Source organism: Actinomadura madurae (assembly GCF_047130825.1).
Taxonomy (GTDB): Bacteria; Actinomycetota; Actinomycetes; order Streptosporangiales; family Streptosporangiaceae; genus Spirillospora; species Spirillospora madurae.
Window position 1 is genome coordinate 8,096,654 of sequence record NZ_CP083237.1, and the last position, 18,286, is coordinate 8,114,939.

17 protein-coding genes are annotated in these 18,286 nt (G+C 73.2%); 10 read left to right on the forward strand and 7 right to left on the reverse strand.

The window, feature by feature from the left end; translation table 11 throughout:
* Positions 1-68 precede the first annotated feature (68 nt).
* Positions 69-686, reverse strand: coding sequence for a LysE family translocator (locus K8Z49_RS37560; RefSeq protein ID WP_021599451.1), 618 nt, complete (start codon positions 684-686; stop codon positions 69-71).
* Between the two features lie 55 nt (positions 687-741).
* Here K8Z49_RS37560 and K8Z49_RS37565 point away from each other — a divergent pair, with 55 nt between their 5' ends.
* Together K8Z49_RS37565 and K8Z49_RS37570 are read left to right on the forward strand one after the other, a co-directional pair.
* Positions 742-2,223, forward strand: coding sequence for a PLP-dependent aminotransferase family protein (locus K8Z49_RS37565; RefSeq protein ID WP_412516385.1), 1,482 nt, complete (start codon positions 742-744; stop codon positions 2,221-2,223).
* Positions 2,224-2,345: 122 nt separating this feature from the next.
* On the forward strand, positions 2,346-3,188 hold the full coding sequence (locus tag K8Z49_RS37570; protein WP_021599449.1) for an SAM-dependent methyltransferase: 843 nt from the start codon (positions 2,346-2,348) through the stop codon (positions 3,186-3,188).
* 53 nt (positions 3,189-3,241) lie between these two features.
* Here K8Z49_RS37570 and K8Z49_RS37575 read toward each other — a convergent pair whose 3' ends face one another.
* Positions 3,242-4,219: a hypothetical protein gene (locus K8Z49_RS37575; RefSeq protein WP_235206407.1), complete on the reverse strand. Its 978-nt coding sequence runs from the start codon at positions 4,217-4,219 to the stop codon at positions 3,242-3,244.
* A 235-nt stretch (positions 4,220-4,454) separates the two neighbouring features.
* On the opposite strand from K8Z49_RS37575, the gene K8Z49_RS37580 reads away from it, so the two are divergent.
* Positions 4,455-5,522: a permease gene (locus K8Z49_RS37580; protein ID WP_412516386.1), complete on the forward strand. Its 1,068-nt coding sequence runs from the start codon at positions 4,455-4,457 to the stop codon at positions 5,520-5,522.
* A gap of 63 nt (positions 5,523-5,585) precedes the next feature.
* Here the strand turns inward: K8Z49_RS37580 and K8Z49_RS37585 are convergent, their stop codons facing one another.
* On the reverse strand, positions 5,586-6,344 hold the full coding sequence (locus tag K8Z49_RS37585) for a GbsR/MarR family transcriptional regulator (RefSeq protein ID WP_021600059.1): 759 nt from the start codon (positions 6,342-6,344) through the stop codon (positions 5,586-5,588).
* Positions 6,345-6,573: 229 nt separating this feature from the next.
* Here K8Z49_RS37585 and K8Z49_RS37590 point away from each other — a divergent pair, with 229 nt between their 5' ends.
* The 3 genes from K8Z49_RS37590 (at position 6,574) to K8Z49_RS37600 (ending at position 10,059) form a co-directional block, all read left to right on the forward strand.
* Positions 6,574-7,524 carry a daunorubicin resistance protein DrrA family ABC transporter ATP-binding protein gene (locus tag K8Z49_RS37590; protein WP_024935179.1) on the forward strand — a complete coding sequence of 317 codons (951 nt, stop codon included), beginning with the start codon at positions 6,574-6,576 and terminating at the stop codon, positions 7,522-7,524.
* Positions 7,521-8,294, forward strand: coding sequence for an ABC transporter permease (locus tag K8Z49_RS37595; RefSeq protein ID WP_075023646.1), 774 nt, complete (start codon positions 7,521-7,523; stop codon positions 8,292-8,294). Before K8Z49_RS37590 ends, K8Z49_RS37595 begins: the two co-directional genes overlap by 4 nt.
* 76 nt (positions 8,295-8,370) lie before the next feature.
* Positions 8,371-10,059 carry a hypothetical protein gene (locus tag K8Z49_RS37600; RefSeq protein WP_412516387.1) on the forward strand — a complete coding sequence of 563 codons (1,689 nt, stop codon included), beginning with the start codon at positions 8,371-8,373 and terminating at the stop codon, positions 10,057-10,059.
* Here the strand turns inward: K8Z49_RS37600 and K8Z49_RS37605 are convergent.
* Together K8Z49_RS37605 and K8Z49_RS37610 are read right to left on the reverse strand one after the other, a co-directional pair.
* Positions 10,056-10,961, reverse strand: a complete 906-nt coding sequence (locus K8Z49_RS37605) for a dioxygenase (protein ID WP_412516388.1) — start codon at positions 10,959-10,961, stop codon at positions 10,056-10,058. The two genes, K8Z49_RS37600 and K8Z49_RS37605, sit on opposite strands and share 4 nt — an antisense overlap.
* A 52-nt stretch (positions 10,962-11,013) precedes the next feature.
* Positions 11,014-12,294, reverse strand: a complete 1,281-nt coding sequence (locus K8Z49_RS37610) for an FAD-dependent monooxygenase (RefSeq protein WP_412516389.1) — start codon at positions 12,292-12,294, stop codon at positions 11,014-11,016.
* A 65-nt stretch (positions 12,295-12,359) separates the two neighbouring features.
* Here K8Z49_RS37610 and K8Z49_RS37615 point away from each other — a divergent pair, with 65 nt between their 5' ends.
* Complete coding sequence (locus tag K8Z49_RS37615) at positions 12,360-13,139, forward strand: IclR family transcriptional regulator (protein WP_412516390.1); 780 nt, start codon at positions 12,360-12,362, stop codon at positions 13,137-13,139.
* A gap of 37 nt (positions 13,140-13,176) precedes the next feature.
* Here K8Z49_RS37615 and K8Z49_RS37620 read toward each other — a convergent pair whose 3' ends face one another.
* Positions 13,177-13,803, reverse strand: coding sequence for a malonic semialdehyde reductase (locus tag K8Z49_RS37620; protein WP_412516391.1), 627 nt, complete (start codon positions 13,801-13,803; stop codon positions 13,177-13,179).
* Positions 13,804-13,906: 103 nt separating this feature from the next.
* Positions 13,907-14,938 carry a ketopantoate reductase family protein gene (locus K8Z49_RS37625; RefSeq protein ID WP_412516392.1) on the reverse strand — a complete coding sequence of 344 codons (1,032 nt, stop codon included), beginning with the start codon at positions 14,936-14,938 and terminating at the stop codon, positions 13,907-13,909.
* 377 nt (positions 14,939-15,315) lie between these two features.
* Between K8Z49_RS37625 and K8Z49_RS37630 the strand changes: the two genes are divergently transcribed.
* The 3 genes from K8Z49_RS37630 to K8Z49_RS37640 are packed head-to-tail and all read left to right on the forward strand — an operon-like array spanning position 15,316 to position 18,276.
* On the forward strand, positions 15,316-16,818 hold the full coding sequence (locus K8Z49_RS37630) for an aldehyde dehydrogenase family protein (protein ID WP_412516393.1): 1,503 nt from the start codon (positions 15,316-15,318) through the stop codon (positions 16,816-16,818).
* 56 nt (positions 16,819-16,874) lie between these two features.
* Positions 16,875-17,378, forward strand: coding sequence for a nuclear transport factor 2 family protein (locus tag K8Z49_RS37635; RefSeq protein ID WP_021596349.1), 504 nt, complete (start codon positions 16,875-16,877; stop codon positions 17,376-17,378).
* Positions 17,379-17,427: 49 nt separating this feature from the next.
* Positions 17,428-18,276 (forward strand): fumarylacetoacetate hydrolase family protein, encoded by an 849-nt coding sequence (locus K8Z49_RS37640; RefSeq protein WP_021596350.1) that lies wholly within the window; start codon positions 17,428-17,430, stop codon positions 18,274-18,276.
* Positions 18,277-18,286: the final 10 nt, after the last annotated feature.

Genomic DNA, 18,286 nt, shown 5'->3' on the forward strand with positions numbered 1-18,286 from the left:
TCAGAACCCTCGCAACTCCGCGTTCTCGCAACTCCGCGTTCTCGCAACTCCGCGTCCTCGGGGTCCGGTCAGGCGGCGACGGTGTAGGCGGCCAGGCTCAGGTAGACGCCGCCGATCGCGTAGCCGTAGCGGTGCGCCGAGCCGGAGTGGCGGCCCAGCCAGCGGCGGGCGGCGCCGCCCGCGACGGCGTAGCCCGCGTCCAGGGCGAGCGCCAGCACGAAGAACACCGCGCCGAGCACCATCATCTGCGCCCGCGCCCCGGCCGTCCCGGCACCGGACGTGACGAACTGCGGCAGGAACGCCAGGAAGAACAGCGCGACCTTGGGGTTGAGCACGTTGACCACCACGCCGTCCCGGAACACCCGGCGCAGCGGAAGCGGGGCCGCCCCCTCGCCGAGGTCCAGCTCGGACGGCCGCAGCATGGTGCGTACCGCCAGGTAGACCAGGTATCCGACCCCGGCGAACTTCAGGACGGCGAACGCGACCGGTGAGGCCGCGATGAGCGCGGACACGCCGAGCACCGCGAGCGCGATGTGCGCGAGCGTGCCGGTCTCGACGCCGAGCGCGGAGACCAGGCCGGCCCGGTACCCCTGGGCGGCGCTGCGGGTCATGATGTAGATCCCGTTCGGGCCGGGGATCACGATGAGCGCGATGGAGGCCGCGGCGAAGGCGAGGAGGGTGTTCACGGTGGTAGCTCCCTGGATCGGCCGCCGGCTGCGGCGTCACCGCTAGCCTGTCGCCATGGACGCGGGCGAACCCGGGCCAATCGGGCCGCAGGTGGACCGTTTTCGCGACCCGGGCGAGCTGGCGGAGATCCTCGGCGACTGGACGAGCGGGCCGGGCCCGCTCTACCGCAAGCTCGCCGCCGCCCTCCACCGGGCCGTGCTGGACGGCTCCCTGGACGCCGGCGAGCGGCTGCCCGCCGAGCGCGTCCTGGCGAAGGCGCTCGTGGTGAGCCGGGCGACGGTCGTCACCGCCTACGACGAGCTGCGCGGGCTCGGGGTGGTCGACAGCCGGCGCGGCAGCGGCACCCGGGTGGTCCGGCAGCCGGGGTCGGCCCGCCCGGGAGCCGACGGCCGCGTGCCCGGCGGCCGGGCGACGGCGATCTTCCAGCGGCTGATCGACGGGCCGGAGGACGTGATCTCGCTGCGCCACGCGATGGAGGGCGCGGTGCCCGAGCTGGGCACGGAACTGGCCGCCCTGCTGGCCGAGGACCTGCCCGCCCTGATGGCGGACACCGGCTACCACCCGCACGGCCTGCCCGCGCTCCGCGCCGCCGTGGCCGCGCACTTCACCTCCGCCGGATCGCCGACCACGCCCGAGCAGGTGCTCGTCACGACGGGCGTGTCCCAGGCACTGGCGCTGGTGGCGCAGATGTACCTGCGGCGCCGGTCGGCCGTCGTCGTGGAGTCGCCCGGCTGGCCCGGCTGCTTCGACGTGTTCCGGGCGGCCGGCGCGACGCTCGCGGGCGTGCCGCTCGACGAGGACGGCATCCGCCCGGACGAGCTGGCGCGGGCGTTCGCCGAGCACCGCCCCGACCTGCTGTACGTCATGCCGACGGTGCACAACCCGACCGGCACGCTGATGGGGGAGGGGCGCCGCCGCCGGGTCGCGGAGCTCGCCGCCGAGCACCGGGTGCCCGTTCTGGAGGACAACGCCTACGGCATCGGCGGCCGGGACGCGCCGCCGCCGATCGCCGCGTACGCGCCGCGCGGCGCCGAGATCCTGTCGGCCGACTCGCTCGCCAAGTCGGTGTGGGGCGGGCTGCGCACGGGATGGGTGCGCGGCCCGGCCGGGGTCATCGAGCGGCTCGCCCGCCACAAGGCGCTGGCCGACCTCGGCAGCCCCGTCCTCGACCAGGCGCTCGCCGCCCGCCTGCTGCCGCGGCTCCCGGACATCGCCGCGGCCCGCGCCGCCGTCCTGCGGCGGCGCCTCGACCATCTCGCGGCGCTGCTGCGCGAGCGGCTGCCCGGCTGGCGCTTCCGGCCGCCGGACGGCGGATCGGCCCTCTGGATCGAGCTGCCCGGACGGGACGCGCGCGACTTCGCCCAGGTGGCGCTGCGGCACGGCGTCGAGGTCGTCCCGGGCGCCGCCATGGACCCGACCGGCGCCCACGACCGGTATCTGCGGCTCCCGTACACCTTCCCCGCCGACGTGCTCACCGAGGCGACCGCCCGGCTGGCCGCCGCCTGGGACGAGCTGACCGGCCGCGCCGGCTCCTGATGCGCCGCCGCCGCGCGGGCCGCGGCGGTATCATCGCGGGAGATCACGGCCGCCGGGCACACGAGAACACGAGGGTCTCCGACCGTGCTCGTCCCCCCTGCGCGATCTTCGAGGGAGCACTTGTGAACGACGCCTGGGCACCGACCGGCATCGACACCTCCACACCGAGCCCGGCGCGGATGTACGACTACTGCCTCGGCGGCAAGGACAACTTCGCCGTCGACCGCGCGGCCGTGCTCGGCTTCGTCACCCAGTTCAACGAGGGGCTCGACGTCACCAGGGAGAACCGGCAGTTCCTGTACCGGGTGGTGCGCTACCTGGCCGAGGAAGAGGGGATCCGCCAGTTCCTCGACATGGGCAGCGGCCTGCCGACCCAGGCGAACGTCCACCAGGTCGCGCAGCGGTTCCAGCCGGACGCGCACGTGGTCTACGTCGACAGCGACCCCATCGTGCTGGCCCACGGCCGTGCGCTGCTGAGCGCGGAGTCCACCACGGTCATCCAGGCGGACATGACCGACCCCGGGGACGTCCTCGCGCACCACGACGTCCGCCGCCTCATCGACTTCGACCGGCCGGTCGCCGCGCTCTTCCTGTCGGTGGCCCACTCGATCCCGGACGACGAGCAGGTCCGCGGGATGTTCGCCGCGACGGCCGACGCGCTCGTCCCGGGCAGCTTCCTCGCGATGTCCCAGTTCGTCGGGGCGGACCGGGAGGCGGCCGACGCCCACACCGGCAAGGCCACCGAGATGGGGCTGGCGTGGAAGACCCGCACGGTCGAGGACTTCCGGCCGCTCGTGCCCGACCTGGAGCCGGTTCCGCCCGGCCTGGTGGACGTCGCCGACTGGCGCCCGGACCCGGACCAGCCGCCCCCGGCCACCGTCGACGCCCCCCTCCAGCCGTTCCTCGGCGCGGCCGGCGAGAACAAGCAGGTCAAGGAGTTCGGCGGCGTCCTCCGCAAGGGCTGACGCCCTCCGCGAGAGCTGACGCCCTCCGCGAGAGCTGACGCCGGGGCCGGCGGTCAGGCGCCGAGCGCGGGGACGGGACGCAGCGGGGGCCGCGCCGGCGAGAGCGAGCCGGGGACGGCCTGGGTGAGCCGGGCGGTCTCGTCGTCGGCGGACGCGGGGTCGGACATCGCCTGGAGGCGCCGGATCATCAGGCCCTCGCGGATCGCCCACGGGCAGATGTCGACGCTGTCGATGTCCATGGCCGTCATCCAGGCCTCGGCCACGATCGCCCCGGCCAGGATCTGCGGTGCCCGGGGACGGGAGACGCCCCGCAGCTTCGCCCGCGCCGAGGCCTTCTTGGCGGCCAGCACGGGGATCGCCTCCCGGAGCCGCTCCACGTCCAGCACCCGGTGGGCGTAGGGGCCGGCCTTGCGCCGCGGGGCGCCGGTCAGCCGGGCCAGCTGGGTGAAGGTCTTGGAGGTCGCCACCGGCCGCACCGGCTGCTCGCCGGCCAGGCCCGGCCGCACCTCGGCGGCGAGCTCCTCCAGCTCGTCGTACACCCGGCGGCCCAGCCGCTGGACGTGCTTGTTGGACGGCGGGTCACCCGGCAGCATCTCGCGGGTGAGGCGTCCCGCGCCCAGCGGAAGCGACAGGGCCAGCTCCGGTTCCCGCCCCTCGCCGTGGGCGATCTCCAGCGACCCGCCGCCGATGTCGGCCAGCAGCAGGCGCCCGGCCCACCAGCCGTACCAGGCCCGCGCGGCCAGGAACGTCAGCCTGGCCTCGTCCCGGCCGGACAGGAACCCGAGCCGTATCCCGGTCGCCGCGGTCACCCTGGCGACGATCTCGTCCCGGTTCGCCGCCTCCCGCACCGCCGAGGTCGCGAACGCGATCAGCTCCTCGACCCCGTGCGCCGCCGCGGCGCAGGCCGCCTCGCCGACCGAGCCCACGAGCCGGCAGACGGCGTCGTCCGCCACCCGGCCCTCGGCATCGATCGCCTCGGCCAGCCGGGTCGGGCACTTCACCGCCGTCACCGGACGGGGCGGCTCGCTCACGCTGAGGTCCACCACCTTGAGATGTGCGGAATTCGAACCCACGTCCAGTACACCGACTCGCATGGGAACGCTTTACCCGCACAGCGCGGCTCAACCGCTTCCCGGCCGACCCGGCGGGCGTGCCCCGGCACCCGCCCCCCTCGCGCAACGGGACATGATCTTGACTTCGCGCGGGCGCCGACGGACGCTGAACGCGCCGATCTTGGTCCTCTGTGGCGTCCGGAACGGGAGTCATATGCCGGTCCATGCTGTCGAGCCCGCCCGCAGGGCTCCGTATCTCGCGGCGGCGCTGCTGCTCCTGGTGATCAGCGTCAGCGGCCTCCTGTGGGCCAAGTGGTGGCCGTACAGCCTCAAGCTGGACACCCTCCTGGACGACCGCTCGTGGCCGGGGGCGTCACCGCTGGACAGCGCCGGCCACAGCGGGTCGGGTCCCAGCCTGCGAGGCGGATGGGACTTCGCCGTCGGCTACGGCGAGGCGGTCTGGAAGGCCCTCGTCGTGGCACTGGTGGTCGCCGCCGCCGTGGACGCCCTGGTGCCGCGCCGGCCGCTCGCCGCCGCGCTGGCACGGCGGCGGGGATTGGGCGGGTCCCTGCTCGGGGGATTCGCGTCCATGCCGTGCATGATGTGCACGTGCTGCGCGGCGCCGATCGTGGGCACGCTGAGGCGCAACGGCGCGTCGACGTCCTCGGTGCTGGCCTACTGGCTCGGCAATCCCACGCTGAACCCGGCGGTGCTCGCGTTCCTGGCGATCGTCGCGCCGTGGCAGTGGTTCGCCACGCGCCTGGCCGTCGGCGTGGTGCTGGTGTTCGCGGTGACCGTCCTCATCGATCGGCTGGCCGCGAAGAGGGACGCCCCGCCGTCCGGGGACGTCCCGGCCGCCCCGGCGGACGACGGCCTGCGGGCCGCGCCGCGACGGTTCGTCCGGAGCCTCGCCCGGCTGTCCCTGACACTGGTCCCCGAGTACGCGGTCGTCGTCTTCACGATCGGGGCCCTGCGCGGCTGGCTGTTCCCCTTCGAGGGCGACGCGACGCAGTGGGGGGTCCTCGCGGTGGCCGCCGCGGCGGTGCTCGGCACCCTCGTCGTCGTCCCGACGGCGGGCGAGATCCCCATCCTGGTCGGGCTCGCCGCGGCGGGAGCGGGGGCCGGGGTCGTCGGCGCCCTGCTGATCACCCTGCCCGCGATCAGCCTGCCCTCGATGATCATGGTGATGCGGGAGCTCTCCTGGCGCGTGACGGCCGCCGCGGGCACCGCCGTCGCGGTCGCCGGCCTGGCCGCCGGCGGACTGCTCTGGACGCTCGGCTGAGCCGCCGCTTCCCGACCGAGAGACCACCGCTTCCCGACCGCGGGACCACCGGGCCCGGCCCGCCTAGGCGCGGTCCGCGGAACCCGGCTCGGGGGTGTCGCCCGGGGCCGCCCCGGCGTTCGTGTGGAGGACCTCGCGGGCCTGCTCCGCGGCGCGCAGGAGGCTCTCGGTGACGAAGTCGAGGAAGCGGGCGATGTTCTCCAGGCGCGCGGCGGCCGGGGTGCCGGGACCGAGGACGGCGGCGCCCTGCCGGGCGGTCCGGACGAGCCGGTCGTTGGACCGGGCGCTGGCGATGATCGACTGGAAGAACAGCTCGTCGTCGACGAAGTAGCGCTCGCGGCGGCGCCCGTCGCGTTCCCGCCGGACGAGGTCCTGGCTCTCCAGGAACGCGATCGCCTTGGAGATGGACGCCGGGCTGACCTGGAGGCGCTGGACGAGCTCGGACGCGGTGAGGCTGCCCGCGTCGGTCGTGTACAGGGCGCCCAGGATCCGGGACATCATCGCGGGCAGGCCCGACTCGACGAAGACGGTGGTCAGCGTCTCCTCGTACTCGCGCACGGCCTCGCCGTCGCGCCCGTCGGCCCGCGAGGGCGTCTCCGGCGCCCGCGACGGGGTCTGCCCGCGCCGCCGGGCGCGGCGCTCGGTGGCGCGGTGGGCCAGGTCGGCCCGGTAGGCGGTGGGGCCGCCGTTGCGCATCACCTCGCGCGTGATCGTGGAGGTGGGACGGTCGAGCCGCCTGGCGATCTCCGCGTAGGCGAGGCCGTCGGCCAGGCCCTGCGCGATCTGCCGGCGGTCCTGCTGGGTGAGCCTGCCTCCCGGCATCGCGTCTCCTCCGCTCCTCGGATGCCCTCACCGTAGCGTTCGATCTCAATTCGTTGCAACGCGAAGAGTTCGAGTCGTTGCATTGTCACACAGACTCATTGCAACAATTCTGCTGTGTTTACCTGCAACTATGGAAGTACAGTGCAACGAGAATGTTGCTCAAATAAGAAATGCAACGTAGCGTTTCAGACATGCGAAACAAGGAAGCGCACGAGGAGGAGTGGCCGTCATGACCGACCTGGCGATCTCGGTGGACGGGCTGCGCAAGTCCTACCCCGGCAAGGACGGCGACAAGGTCGTCCTCGACGGCGTCGACCTGGCCGTCCCCGAAGGAACGGTCTTCTCCCTGCTCGGGCCGAACGGCGCAGGCAAGACCACCACCGTCCAGATCCTGTCCACGCTGATCCCCGCCGACGGCGGCACCGTCCGGGTCGCGGGCCACGACCTGGCCCGGAGTCCGGACGACGTGCGCGGCGCCATCGGCGTCACCGGCCAGTACTCGGCCGTCGACAAGCTGCTCACCGGCGAGGAGAACCTGCTCCTGATGGCCGACCTCAGGCACCTGTCCCGCGCCGAGGGCAGGCGCAGGGCCGCCGAACTGCTCGACCGCTTCGACCTGGTCGACGCGGCGCGCAAGCCGGCCGGAACCTACTCCGGCGGCATGCGGCGCAGGCTCGACCTGGCGATGACGCTGGTCGGCGACCCCCGCGTGATCTTCCTGGACGAGCCCACGACCGGCCTCGACCCGCGCAGCCGCCGCGCCACGTGGCAGATCGTCCGCGACCTGGTCGCCGGCGGCGTCACCATCTTCCTCACCACCCAGTACCTGGAAGAGGCCGACGAGCTCGCCGACCGCATCGCCCTGCTCGACCACGGACGGCTGATCGCCGAAGGCACCGCCGAGGAACTGAAGCGGCGCATCCCCGGCGGCCACATCACCCTCACCTTCGCCGCCGCCCCCTTGCTCGACGCGGCCCGGGAGGCCCTCGGCGCGGGGATCGCCGACCCCGAGGCGCTCACCCTGCAAGTGCCGGGCGACGGCGGCGTCCGCGCGATCCGAGAGCTGCTCACCCTCCTTGACGAGCGCTCGATCGACATCGCCGACATGAGCATCCACACCCCCGACCTCGACGACGTCTTCCTCACCCTCACCGGCCGCCCGAAGGAGACCACCCGATGAGCACCCTCACCCTCGCCGCGCGCGACTCCTCCACGATGGTCCGGCGGCAGCTCAAGCGGCTGCTCCGCTACCCGTCCATGACCGTGCAGCTGGTGGTGACGCCCGTCATCCTCCTGCTGCTGTTCGTCTACGTCCTCGGCGGCACTCTCGGCAGCGGCCTCGGCGGGGGCCGCGACACCTATGTCAACTACGTGGTCCCCGGCATTCTGCTGATGGCGGCGGCGACCGCCGCGACCGGGACCGCCGTCATGGTGGCCACCGACATGACCGAGGGCATCATCGCCCGCTTCCGCACCATGCGGATCTCCCGGGCGTCGGTGCTGACCGGCCACGTGGTCGGCAGCGTCGTCCAGCAGCTTCTCGGCATGGCCGTGCTGATCGGCATCGCCTTCGCGATCGGCTTCGACCCCAGCGCCACCGCCGTCGAATGGCTGGCCGCCATCGGCCTGCTCACCCTGTTCGTCGTCGCCATCACCTGGCTCTCGGTGGCGCTCGGCCTGAAGTCGCCGACCCCCGAGGCCGCCAGCAACGCCCCGATGCCGCTGATCGTGCTGCCCTTCCTCGGGAGCGGCTTCGTCCCCACCGACTCCATGCCCACCGCGCTGCGCTGGTTCGCCGACTACCAGCCCTTCACCCCGATCATGGAGACCGTGCGCGGCCTGCTCCTCGGCACCCCGATCGGCGACGACGCCGCAATCGCCATCGCCTGGTGCGCCGGCATCGCCGTCGCGTCCTACCTCTGGGCCAGGAACACCTTCGCCAAGGCCTGACTCCGAACCCCACCCGTTCTCAACCGGGCCGTTACCGATCGCTGCGCACAATGCGGACGGAGGTGTGCCCGTGCGCATGGCGGACCGCGAACACTACGCCGATCTTCTACGGCTGGCGTATCTGGTACTCGACGACGGCGACGCCCCGCTCATGCGCGCCCGGCGCGCCGCGGCCGGCGCCGCGCGGGGGCGCCCCGGCGGGTACCCGGCCATGCGGGCGCGGCTCGTCGGGATCCTGCTCACCGGCCCGCCGCCCGCCGGGCACCGGCCGCACCGCCTGTTCGTCGAGCCGGCGCGGATCCCGCCGGGGCCGGTCCGGGCGGCGCTGCAGGAGCTGACGCCGTACGAGCGGCTCGCCTACCTGCTCCGCCTCGACGGCCTCACCGCCCCCGAGGTCGCCGCCGAGCTGCGCGTCCACACCCACGCCGACTTCGAGAGCGTGGACCGGGCCACCGCCGCCGTGGACGGCCGGACGCGGCTGGACGAGGCCGCGCAGCGGGCCGAGATCGAGGCGTTCGACCCCGGCCTCGTCCGGCTCCGCCCGCCGCGCACCGTCTCCCGCGCCGCGGTGGCGGCCGTGCTCGCCGCGGTGCTGCTCGCGGTCGCCGCGGTCGTCCTCACCCGCCCGGACGAGAGGCCCGGCGCGCCGGCCGAGGTCGACCCGCGCGCGTGGCAGGCCACCGGCACGCCGACCATCCACGAGTGGCCGGCCCAGGGCGCGTTGCGGCACGACACCGCGCTGCTGCGCCGGGCCGCCGGCGCGTGGCGCGCCGACCGCCGCGACCCGCCGCACGGCCGCGTCGTCCTCCTGTACGCGGGGACCGTGGACGGCTCCTCCCTCGTCGTCCTGCGCGATTCCCCCGGCCTGGGGGACCCGCCCAGCATCGCGCAGTACTTCGAGCGGCGCCTGTCGCGCGGCGTGGAGTCGGTCCGCAGGCTCGGGACGGGCGCGGGGCAGCTCATCATGCTGGGCATGACGTGGCGCTACCTCGTCCCGCCCTGGATGGGGGAGCTGCGGGCGGCGGTGCCCTCCGAGCGCTCCGCGGACTGGGTGCGGGTGGCGGTCCGGGACGGCCTGAGCGATCCGCTGCCGTGGCGCTGGTTCACGCCGCGCTGCCAGAACTACGTGGCGTTCCAGATGACGTACCGGCCGGCCGGCGGCGGGGAGGCGCGGACGATCACGCAGCTGGCCTCGCACGACCCGCGGTCGGCGGCGCCGCTGGTGTGGTTCCGCGATCCGCCGGAGCGCAGGGACCGGTTCCGCTGGGCGGCGCTGCACGCCCTCGCCTGCGAAGGGGCGGCGACGCTGACCGAGTCGGGCGACCTGAAGCTCGGCCACCTGTGGAGCGGCTCGCTGCCCGACGGCGGTGGCCGGGCGATGCTGCTGACCGTGGACTCGTCGCTCCAGCAGGGCGTCTCCGGCACCTCGATCCTGATCTCCGACACCGGGCGGGCGCTGTCGGAGCGGGGCCGGACGAACAGCGCCGCCGTCTCCTCCGCCGGGACGATGGCCGCCGCCCTGTGGTGGCGGTCGTCCCGCCGCTGGCATCTGGTGGCCGCGGCGGGCCCGAACGTCGCGCGGCTCAAGACGGTCGGCGAGCTCGGCGCCCACGACACGAAGGCGACCCGGCCGGGCGAGACGCCCCTGCTGACCGTGCCGGGCCCGCCCGTCGGGGAGGCGCCCGCCGAGACGACCCACCTCCCGATCGTCCAGGTCGTGGCCTACGAGCACGACGGCGACCGCACGACCGTCAGCCCGTCCTAGACGGCCGGGGCGGGGGCGAGGACGATGTCGAACCGGACCCTCGACCAGGTGCCCTCGACGGCGCGGCCGTCCGGGGTGGGGGTGCCGGCCGGCAGCCGCTCGAAGTCCTTGACCAGCGACTCCTTGACGCCGAAGACCGCGTCGGAGTCCAGCGTCTCGTCGCCGCGGACGAAGATGTGGGTGACCAGGGTGCGGTGGCCGTCGGCGATCACCATGAAGTGCAGGTGGGAGGCGCGCATGGGCGACCGGCCGACCGCGTCGAGCATCGCCCCCACCGGTCCGTCGTGAGGGATGGGATAGGGCGTGGGAGTGATCGCCCAGAAGCGGTACTCGCCCGCCGGGCCGGTGAACAGGTGGGCCCGCCCGGCGGTGCGGCCGTCGCCGTACTGGACGTCGTAGCGGCCGGTGTCGTCGGCCTCCCACACCTCGATCCGGGCGCCGGGGACGGGCTCGCCGCCGATGCCGCGGACCGTCCCCTCCACCCAGCACGGCTCGCCGGGCGCGCCGCCGCCGATGTCGCCGCCCGGCTCGATCCGGGGCGCGTCCTCGACGAAGAACGGCCCGAAGACGGTCGCCTCGGTGGCGTCGCCGCGGGCCGGGTCGTTGATCGTGATCGTCTGCATGGACGCGCCCAGGACGTCGGAGAGCAGGATGAACTCCTGCCGCTCTCCGTCGGTGATGTGCCCGACGCCGGTGAGGAACTCGACGGCCTTCCGCCATTCCCCCTCGGTGAGGCGCACCTCCCGGAGGTAGGCGTGCAGGTGGCGCACCAGCGCCTGCATCAGCTCCTTGAGGCGAGGATCGGCGCAGTCGTCGAACGAGCGCAGCACTCGTCCGAGAAGCTCCTGTTCGCGGCGCGCCTGCTCGGTGGCGGTGTCGGGCGCGGTGTCACTGTGGGTCATCGGTTCGGCTCCTTCCCGGCCGCCCGCGGCAGGACGGTCGGCCCGCCGGCGGTCACGAGGCATGAATACCCAGCGCGTCGTCGGGGTCGTATCCGTAGATCCAGCCGTTGGCGACCAGCGGGTCCGCCTCCGCGAAGGATGCGTCGCGGGCCCGCTGCTCGGGGCCGTCGGGCAGGTGGTTGATGTGCGCCCGGCCGTGGCTGACCTCCTGGAGCCGGGTGGTGCGGGGGATGCGCAGCTCCTCGTACCGGCGCAGGGCGCGGGACGGGTCGTCGAGATCGCCGGCGAGGCACCTGGCGAGGACGGCGGCGTCCTCGACGGCCTGGGCCGCCCCCTGCCCGAAGAAGGGGAACATCGGGTGCGCGGCGTCCCCCAGCAAGGTGATCGGGCCCCTGCTCCAGCGCCGCAGCGGCGCCCGGTCGAGCAGGGCCCACCGTCCGGGGGTCTCGCTCGCCCGGATGAGACCGGTGAGCCGCGGGTCCCAGCCGTCGAACTCGGCCAGGAACTCCGGCATCGTCGCGGTCGCCGTCCAGGACTCGACGGCGTCGCCCGCGGGGGCGAACGCGACGAGGTTCACCAGCCGCCCGGCCGAGACGGGGTAGTGCACCAGGTGGTGGCCGGGTCCGATCCACAGCGTCTGGGCGCGGCGCCTGGCGAAGCCCGGGGCGCGGCCGGCCGGGACGAGGGCGCGGAACGCGCAGATGCCCGAGTAGGCGGCGGGCGCCGCCTCCGCGATCGCGCCGCGCACGATCGAGTGGATGCCGTCCGCCCCGATCAGGACGTCGGGGTCGGCGCGCTCCCCGTCGGCGAAGCGCAGGGAGGGCCGGCCGTCCACGCGGACGGTCAGGCCGACGCAGCGCCTGCCGTACCGGACCCACGCGTCAGGCACGGCCGAGCGCAGGACCTCCAGCAGGTCGGCGCGGTGCGCGGTGTAGGTCTGCTCCCCGTACAGCCGCCCGCAGGACGAGGCGAGGTCTTCGGCGGACAGCACCGTGCCGTCCTGCCAGCGCCGGAACTCCCATCCGGTGTCGAGCCGCACGGCACGGGCCAGGAACTCGTCCATGACGCCGAGCCGCCGCAGCAGCCGGGCGGCGTTCGGGGCCACCACCAGGCCCGCGCCCACTTCCTTCAGCACCGGCGCCTGCTCGTAGACGGTGGCGGGGATGCCTTCGCGGTGCAGGAACGCCGCGGCCGCCTGCCCGCCGATCCCGCCCCCCAGGATCGCGATCCGCGGAAGGCCCGTCCCTGCGTTGCCCATCCCCGCTCCGTTCGCCTCACCTGTCGGCGTGGTCATCGTGCCGTCCAGGCCGCCGTGAGAGGACGCTGTGTCCATTCAACGAACACCTTGTTAGGGTTCCGGCTCTGCCCACCTGGACGGTGCAGGAGGTCTCAGCCGGTATGCCGCGCACGCGTGAACCCGGCAGGACGGTGAGTTCCCGCCTGCTGGACATCCTCTTCGCCTTCCGTCCGGACCGTCCTGACCTGAGCCTGGCCGATCTGGTGCGGGCGACCGGCATGCCGCATCCCACCGCGCGCCGGCTGGCTCTGGAGCTGGTCGAGGCGGGCGCGCTGGAGCGCGGGGAGGACCGGCGGTTCACGATCGGTCTGCGGCTGTGGGAGCTGGGCACCCTGGCGCCGCGGACCGAGTCGCTGCGGGCCAGGGCCCAGCCGTTCATGGAGGACCTGCACAGCGCGCTGCACCAGCATGTGCAGCTGGCCGTCCTGGAGGGGCACGAGGCGGTGATCATCGAGCGGTTCTCCGCGCCGCACGCGCTGGGGCTGGTGTCGCAGGTCGGGGGGCGCCTGCCGCTGCACTGCTCGGGCGTGGGCAAGGTGCTGCTCGCCCACGGCGGCCCGGAGCTGATCGACAAGGTGCTGAGCGGTGGGCTGCGCCGCTACACGCCGCAAACCGTGGTGGATCCCGCGGAGCTGCGGGCCCAGCTCGCGGCGTGCCGCCGGACCGGAACCGCCGTCGTCCGCGGTGAGCTGACCGAAGGGGCCGACTCGGTGGCCACCCGGATCGTCAACGGCCAAGGCCACGTCGTCGCGGCCATGTCGGTGGTGTTGCGGACGGGCTCGGTCACGCACCAGGCCGCGCTCCCGTCGCTGGTGGCCGGCGGCCTGGGCATCTCACGGCTGCTCGGCCGGCGGCCCGGCACCCGGCTCCGCGAGGCCTGAACCAGGCCGGTTCAGGCCGCGGCAGGGGTGTCCTCGGTCAGATCCAGCGCAGTACGTCGTCGGCGTCGAGGCGAAGCTGCCGGGTCGTGTAGGACCGGGGGTCCGGATGCCCGATGTTGACGACGAGCTGGGATTTCAGGTGCCCGTTCGGGAAGAAGTCGTCGTCCAGGCTCTCCGCGTCGAACCCGCTCATCGGGCCCGCGCCCAGTCCCGTGGCCCGCACCGCGAGCAGGAAGTAGGCCGCCTGGAGTGCGCCGTTGTACTCGCCCGTGAGCCGGTGGAGCCGCTCGTTGGAGTCGTACATCTCGCGGAGGCCGGGTTTGTCGGGGGCCGTCTCCGTGCACCGGTCGTGGAAGCGGGTGTCCCATGCCAGCACGGCCGTGACCGGGGCGGCCTCCACCTTCGCGCGGTTCGGGGCCCACATGTGGGTCACGAGCCGCTTCCGCGCCGCGGCGGACCGGACGAACAGGATCCGCAGCGGCTGGCTGTTCATCGACGTCGGAGGCCACCGGGCGAGGTCCCAGACGCGGCGGAGCTCCTCCTCCGTGACGGGCCGGGGCAGGAACGCCTTCGGGGTGCGCGCGTCGTAGAAGAGGATCGACCTTCCCGCCGCTTCGAGGCTCGGCAGGATCGGCAGGGTCGCCTCGTCCTTCGTCTCCGTCATGATCTCTCCCGGTTCGGTCGAAGCAGGGTCGGCCTGGTCCGTATTATGGATCGTCGGTCCAGATTTGGAAAGAGATGCGGAGTCGCCGGGCGGGCCCCGGCGGTCAGCGGCCGGCGAGTTCGAGGAGCAGGCCGAGGTTCTCCACGCGCGGCTCGATCTCGCCCCGCTCGATACGGTGCGCCACCTCGACGACCGCCTCGTTGGCGGGCGCCCGGCTCCCGAGGTCTCGGTGGGTCGAGGCGACCAGCCCGTTGACGTCGTCGACCTCGCTGCGCCGGCCCTTGATCCAGTCCTGCAGGACGGTGGTCTTCCCGCCGGCGACGACGAAGGCCCGCAGCAGCGTGTCGAGCAGGTTCGCCACCTGGGCCTCGGGACGGCCGAGGGCCTCCTCGGACATGCCGAAGATCGGGAGCACCGGGTTCCCGAGACCGACGGTGGCGTCGAGGGCCTCCTGGCCGGAGGCGATCATGAACGAGCGCATCTCGGGGATCGCCGCCGCGTCCGCCAGCGGCAGGCCGAGCAGGGCCGTGGTGACCAGGGCCGTCGCGTTGCTCACCAGCTTCATCCACTTCGCCGCGCGGATGTCGGCGAAGACGTCCACGGCGCCGGAGTGCCGCAGCAGCGCGGCGATCTCCTCCTCCCGCCCCTTGGTCTCGGGGCTGAGGCTCCCCACGGCGAACCAGGAGCGCTCCCTCGGCGAGTACCGGTCGACGACGCCCGGTTCGAACATGCTCGACGTGACCTCGATGACGCAGCCCACCGTCCGCGCCAGGCCGACGACCTCGGCGATCGTGTCCACCGTCATGCCGTTCTGCACGCCGACGAGCAGGCCGTCCGGCCGCAGGTAGGGGTCGACCAGCTGCGCGGCCCAGCGGGAGTCGTACGCCTTCATCGCCATGAGCACGTAGTCGAACCGCTCGCGCAGGGTGGCGACCTCGCACAGGTGCAGGGTGCGGACGGGCACCCGGCGCGCACGGTCCGCCTCCTTGATGAGCACGCCCCGCCTGCGCATCGCCTCGACATGTTCCGGCCACTGCTCGATCAGCACGACGTCGAGCCCGGCCTCGGTCAGGTCCGCGCCGATGGACGCGCCGTTCGCCCCCGCGCCGAGGACCGCGATCTTCTGGCTGGTCATGCCGCCGTCTCCCTCCGGATGGAACCGGCCGTCCCGGCCGGGCGCGACGTGAGGTCGGTCTCTCGCACGGGTATCTCCCTGGATCGGCGTCCGAACCCATCAGGGGTTCACAAAGCGGATCGATGGTTCGTCACCGTACCCCGTCCGATGTGGATTGTGGAGAGAGCCGGTGGCGCGTCGGCGGCCTCGCGGACGGGTCCCGGCATGTCATCGCAGGGGAGCCGGTGCCGGGTCGCGGCAGACTGTTGACGGCACGTCGGCGACGCACGTACCGTTTCGCTATGCGGTTCACTGGTTCATTCTGACGCGGTGAGCCGGGGCTGCCGGCGGAGACCGTCCCGGGGGACGAGGGCGGCCACGAACGTTCTGGAGGAGCCGTGGACGACACCGACATCGACGACACGCACGGCCGCGCCGCTCGCACGGGGGTGACGGGCGGCGGATCCCACCACCTGATGCTGATCGGCGGCGACTGGGTCGGCGGCGCGTCGGGGGAGTCGTTCGACGTGCTCGACCCCGCCACCGGCGGGTTCGTCGCGTCGGTGCCGCGCGGCGCCGCGGCCGACGTGGACGCCGCCGTCGCCGCCGCGCGCGCCGCGTTCGCCGGCTGGCGGCGCACGATCCCGGAACAGCGGTCCCGCGCCCTCGTCGCCGTCGCGGACGCGATCGAGGCCGAGGCGGAGGAGATCGCGACCACGGTCGCGCGGGAGACCGGCAACGCGCTGCGCACCCAGTCCCGCCCCGAGGTGGGCCTCGCGGCGTCGTTCGTCCGCTACTTCGCCGGCACGGCCGCGGAGCTCAAGGGGACGACCACCCCGGTCGGCGGCGACCTGCTCAACTACACCGTGCGCGAGCCGCTCGGGGTGGTGGCCGCGGTGATCCCGTGGAACACCCCGGTCGCGCTCGCGGCGCTGAAGATCTCCATGGCGCTGTGCACGGGGAACACGATCGTCCTCAAGACCGCCGAGGACGCCCCGCTCGCCGCGCTGCACGTGGCCGAGATCTTCCAGCGGCACGTCCCGGCGGGGGTCGTCAACGCGCTGACGGGCTTCGGCCCGGACTGCGGTGCGGCGCTGGCGAACCACGCGGGCGTGGACAAGCTGACCTTCACCGGCTCGACCGCGGTCGGCAAGGACGTCATGCGCGCCGCGGCGGAGCGCGTCACGCCCGTCTCGCTGGAACTCGGCGGCAAGAACCCCGCCATCGTCTTCCCCGACTCCGACACCGTCGACGTGGCCCGGGGCGTCATGGCGGGCATGCGGTTCGGGCGGCAGGGCCAGTCGTGCACCGCTGGGTCACGGCTGTTCGTCCACGAGGACGTCTTCGAGTCGTTCGTGCGGAAGCTGGTCGAGTTGGGCGGCGCGCTGCGGGTGGGCGACCCCTTCGACGCCTCCACCGACATGGGCTCGCTGATCAACGGCAGGCAGTACGAGCGAGTGCGGCGGTTCGTGATCGAGGCGGTCGGGGACGGCGCGACGCTGCGCCTCGGACGCGAGCCCGAGGCCGCCGACGGCACCAAGGGCTACTTCATGTCCCCGGTCATCCTGACCGACGTCGACCCGTCGTGGCGGGTCGCCAGGGAAGAGGTCTTCGGGCCGGTCCTGGTGGTGATCCCGTGGCGCGAGTGGGACGACGTGGTCGCCATGGCCAATGACAGCCACTACGGCCTCGCCGCCTACGTGTGGTGCCGCGACACCGGCCTGGCGCTCAGGACGGCGCACGCGATCGACAGCGGATGGGTGCAGGTCAACCGTGGGCTCGGCCAGCTGGCGGGCATGACGTACGGCGGGTTCAAGCAGAGCGGGATCGGCGCCGAATGCTCCAGCGAGGCGGCGATCGCGGCCTACACCCGGAGCAAGACCGTGACCGTCGGACTCTGAGCGGTCATCGAAAAGCGGGTCGTCAAAGAACATTCATCAAAAAGAAGGGATGAGCCATGCCCTCTGCGGAGACGACAGAACTCCCGGACAGCGCACTGACCCGGGAAGAGGTCATCGCGCGGAATCTCAAAGTGGTGGAGGCGCACTTCCACAACGAGACCCCGGAGACGATCGACAAGGCGCTGGAGCTCTACGGGCCCGGCATCGTCTGGGAGGCACCGGCGCGCGGGATGATCTACACCGATCCGGCCGACGTCAAGGAGGCCTACCTGGGGATCTTCCGCACCGTCCGCTACCACAAGCTCACCACGCTGCGCCGGTTCGCCACCGAGAACATCGTGTTCGACGACCAGGTCGGCGAGGTCACCATCGTCGGCGAGGAGATGCCGAACCTGCCGTACCCCCCGGGGACGCGGCTGAACGCCCGGGTCGTGCACTGCTTCGAGATGACCGACGGCAAGATCACCCGCGAGATCGTCTACGAGCTGTTCCGCGAGTACGGCAGCGCCGTCGACAACGACTTCATTCCGGCGGACGCCCAGGTGCAGGTCTTTCCGTGAAAAGCACGGTCAGCGATATCCGGTAATCAAGAAACGAAGGGATTCCCGCGTGCGACTGATCGGCTACAAGAGCGACGGCGTCCGGCACATCGGCCGTCTGGACGGCGAGTCGGTGGAGCCGCTGGCCACCACGGCCGACTTCTACGCCAAGCCGGACGTGGCGCTGGGGCAGGCGGGCGGCACGGACCGCCTCCCCCTGGCGGAGCTGGACGTGGTGCCGTTCGTCCCGGAGACCGCACGGGTGTTCTGCGTGGGCATCAACTACCTCGCGCACGGCGACGAGGCCAAACGGACGGGCGGGATCGACCTGCCCGAGCACCCCATGATCTTCGGCCGCTGGGAGAGCACCCTGGTCGTCGACGGGGCCCCCGTCCCGGTCCCGCCCAACGAGCCGGGCCTGGACTGGGAGGTCGAGCTCGCGGCGGTCATCGCCCGCCCGGGCTTCGCCGTCGGCGCGGCCGGCGCGCTGGACCACGTCCTCGGGTACACCGCGTTCAACGACCTCAGCGCCCGGCGCAAGCAGACCGAGACGATGCAGTTCACCCTCGGCAAGAACGCCGACCGCAGCGGCCCCATCGGCCCGGTCCTCGTGACCGCGGACGAGCTGCCGGACCACCGCGACCTCCGCCTGCGGACCCGGGTGAACGGCGAGGTCGTCCAGGACGCCTCCACCGGCGACATGATCCACGGCCTGCCCGAGATCATCGCCTACATCAGCGACACCGTGTCGCTCCTGCCCGGCGACGTCATCGCCACCGGCACCCCCTCCGGGGTCGGGGCGAGCATGGACCCGCCGCGCTTCCTCAACGACGGCGACGTCGTGGAGGTCGAGGTCGAGCACATCGGTGTGCTGCGCACCCCGATCATCGACCGCCGGGACCTCCAGGTCTTCCACTGACAGGGGAAAC

What these genes read in the sequence shown, in the direction of transcription:
- K8Z49_RS37565 (WP_412516385.1), top strand. Translation starts at nt 742, where the DNA reads ATGGACGCGGGCGAACCCGGGCCAATCGGGCCGCAGGTGGACCGTTTT.
- K8Z49_RS37580 (WP_412516386.1), top strand. Translation starts at nt 4,455, where the DNA reads ATGCCGGTCCATGCTGTCGAGCCCGCCCGCAGGGCTCCGTATCTCGCG.
- K8Z49_RS37585 (WP_021600059.1), bottom strand. Translation starts at nt 6,344, where the DNA reads ATGCCGGGAGGCAGGCTCACCCAGCAGGACCGCCGGCAGATCGCGCAG.
- K8Z49_RS37590 (WP_024935179.1), top strand. Translation starts at nt 6,574, where the DNA reads ATGACCGACCTGGCGATCTCGGTGGACGGGCTGCGCAAGTCCTACCCC.
- K8Z49_RS37595 (WP_075023646.1), top strand. Translation starts at nt 7,521, where the DNA reads ATGAGCACCCTCACCCTCGCCGCGCGCGACTCCTCCACGATGGTCCGG.
- K8Z49_RS37600 (WP_412516387.1), top strand. Translation starts at nt 8,371, where the DNA reads ATGGCGGACCGCGAACACTACGCCGATCTTCTACGGCTGGCGTATCTG.
- K8Z49_RS37605 (WP_412516388.1), bottom strand. Translation starts at nt 10,961, where the DNA reads ATGACCCACAGTGACACCGCGCCCGACACCGCCACCGAGCAGGCGCGC.
- K8Z49_RS37610 (WP_412516389.1), bottom strand. Translation starts at nt 12,294, where the DNA reads ATGGACACAGCGTCCTCTCACGGCGGCCTGGACGGCACGATGACCACG.
- K8Z49_RS37615 (WP_412516390.1), top strand. Translation starts at nt 12,360, where the DNA reads ATGCCGCGCACGCGTGAACCCGGCAGGACGGTGAGTTCCCGCCTGCTG.
- K8Z49_RS37620 (WP_412516391.1), bottom strand. Translation starts at nt 13,803, where the DNA reads ATGACGGAGACGAAGGACGAGGCGACCCTGCCGATCCTGCCGAGCCTC.
- K8Z49_RS37625 (WP_412516392.1), bottom strand. Translation starts at nt 14,938, where the DNA reads ATGACCAGCCAGAAGATCGCGGTCCTCGGCGCGGGGGCGAACGGCGCG.
- K8Z49_RS37635 (WP_021596349.1), top strand. Translation starts at nt 16,875, where the DNA reads ATGCCCTCTGCGGAGACGACAGAACTCCCGGACAGCGCACTGACCCGG.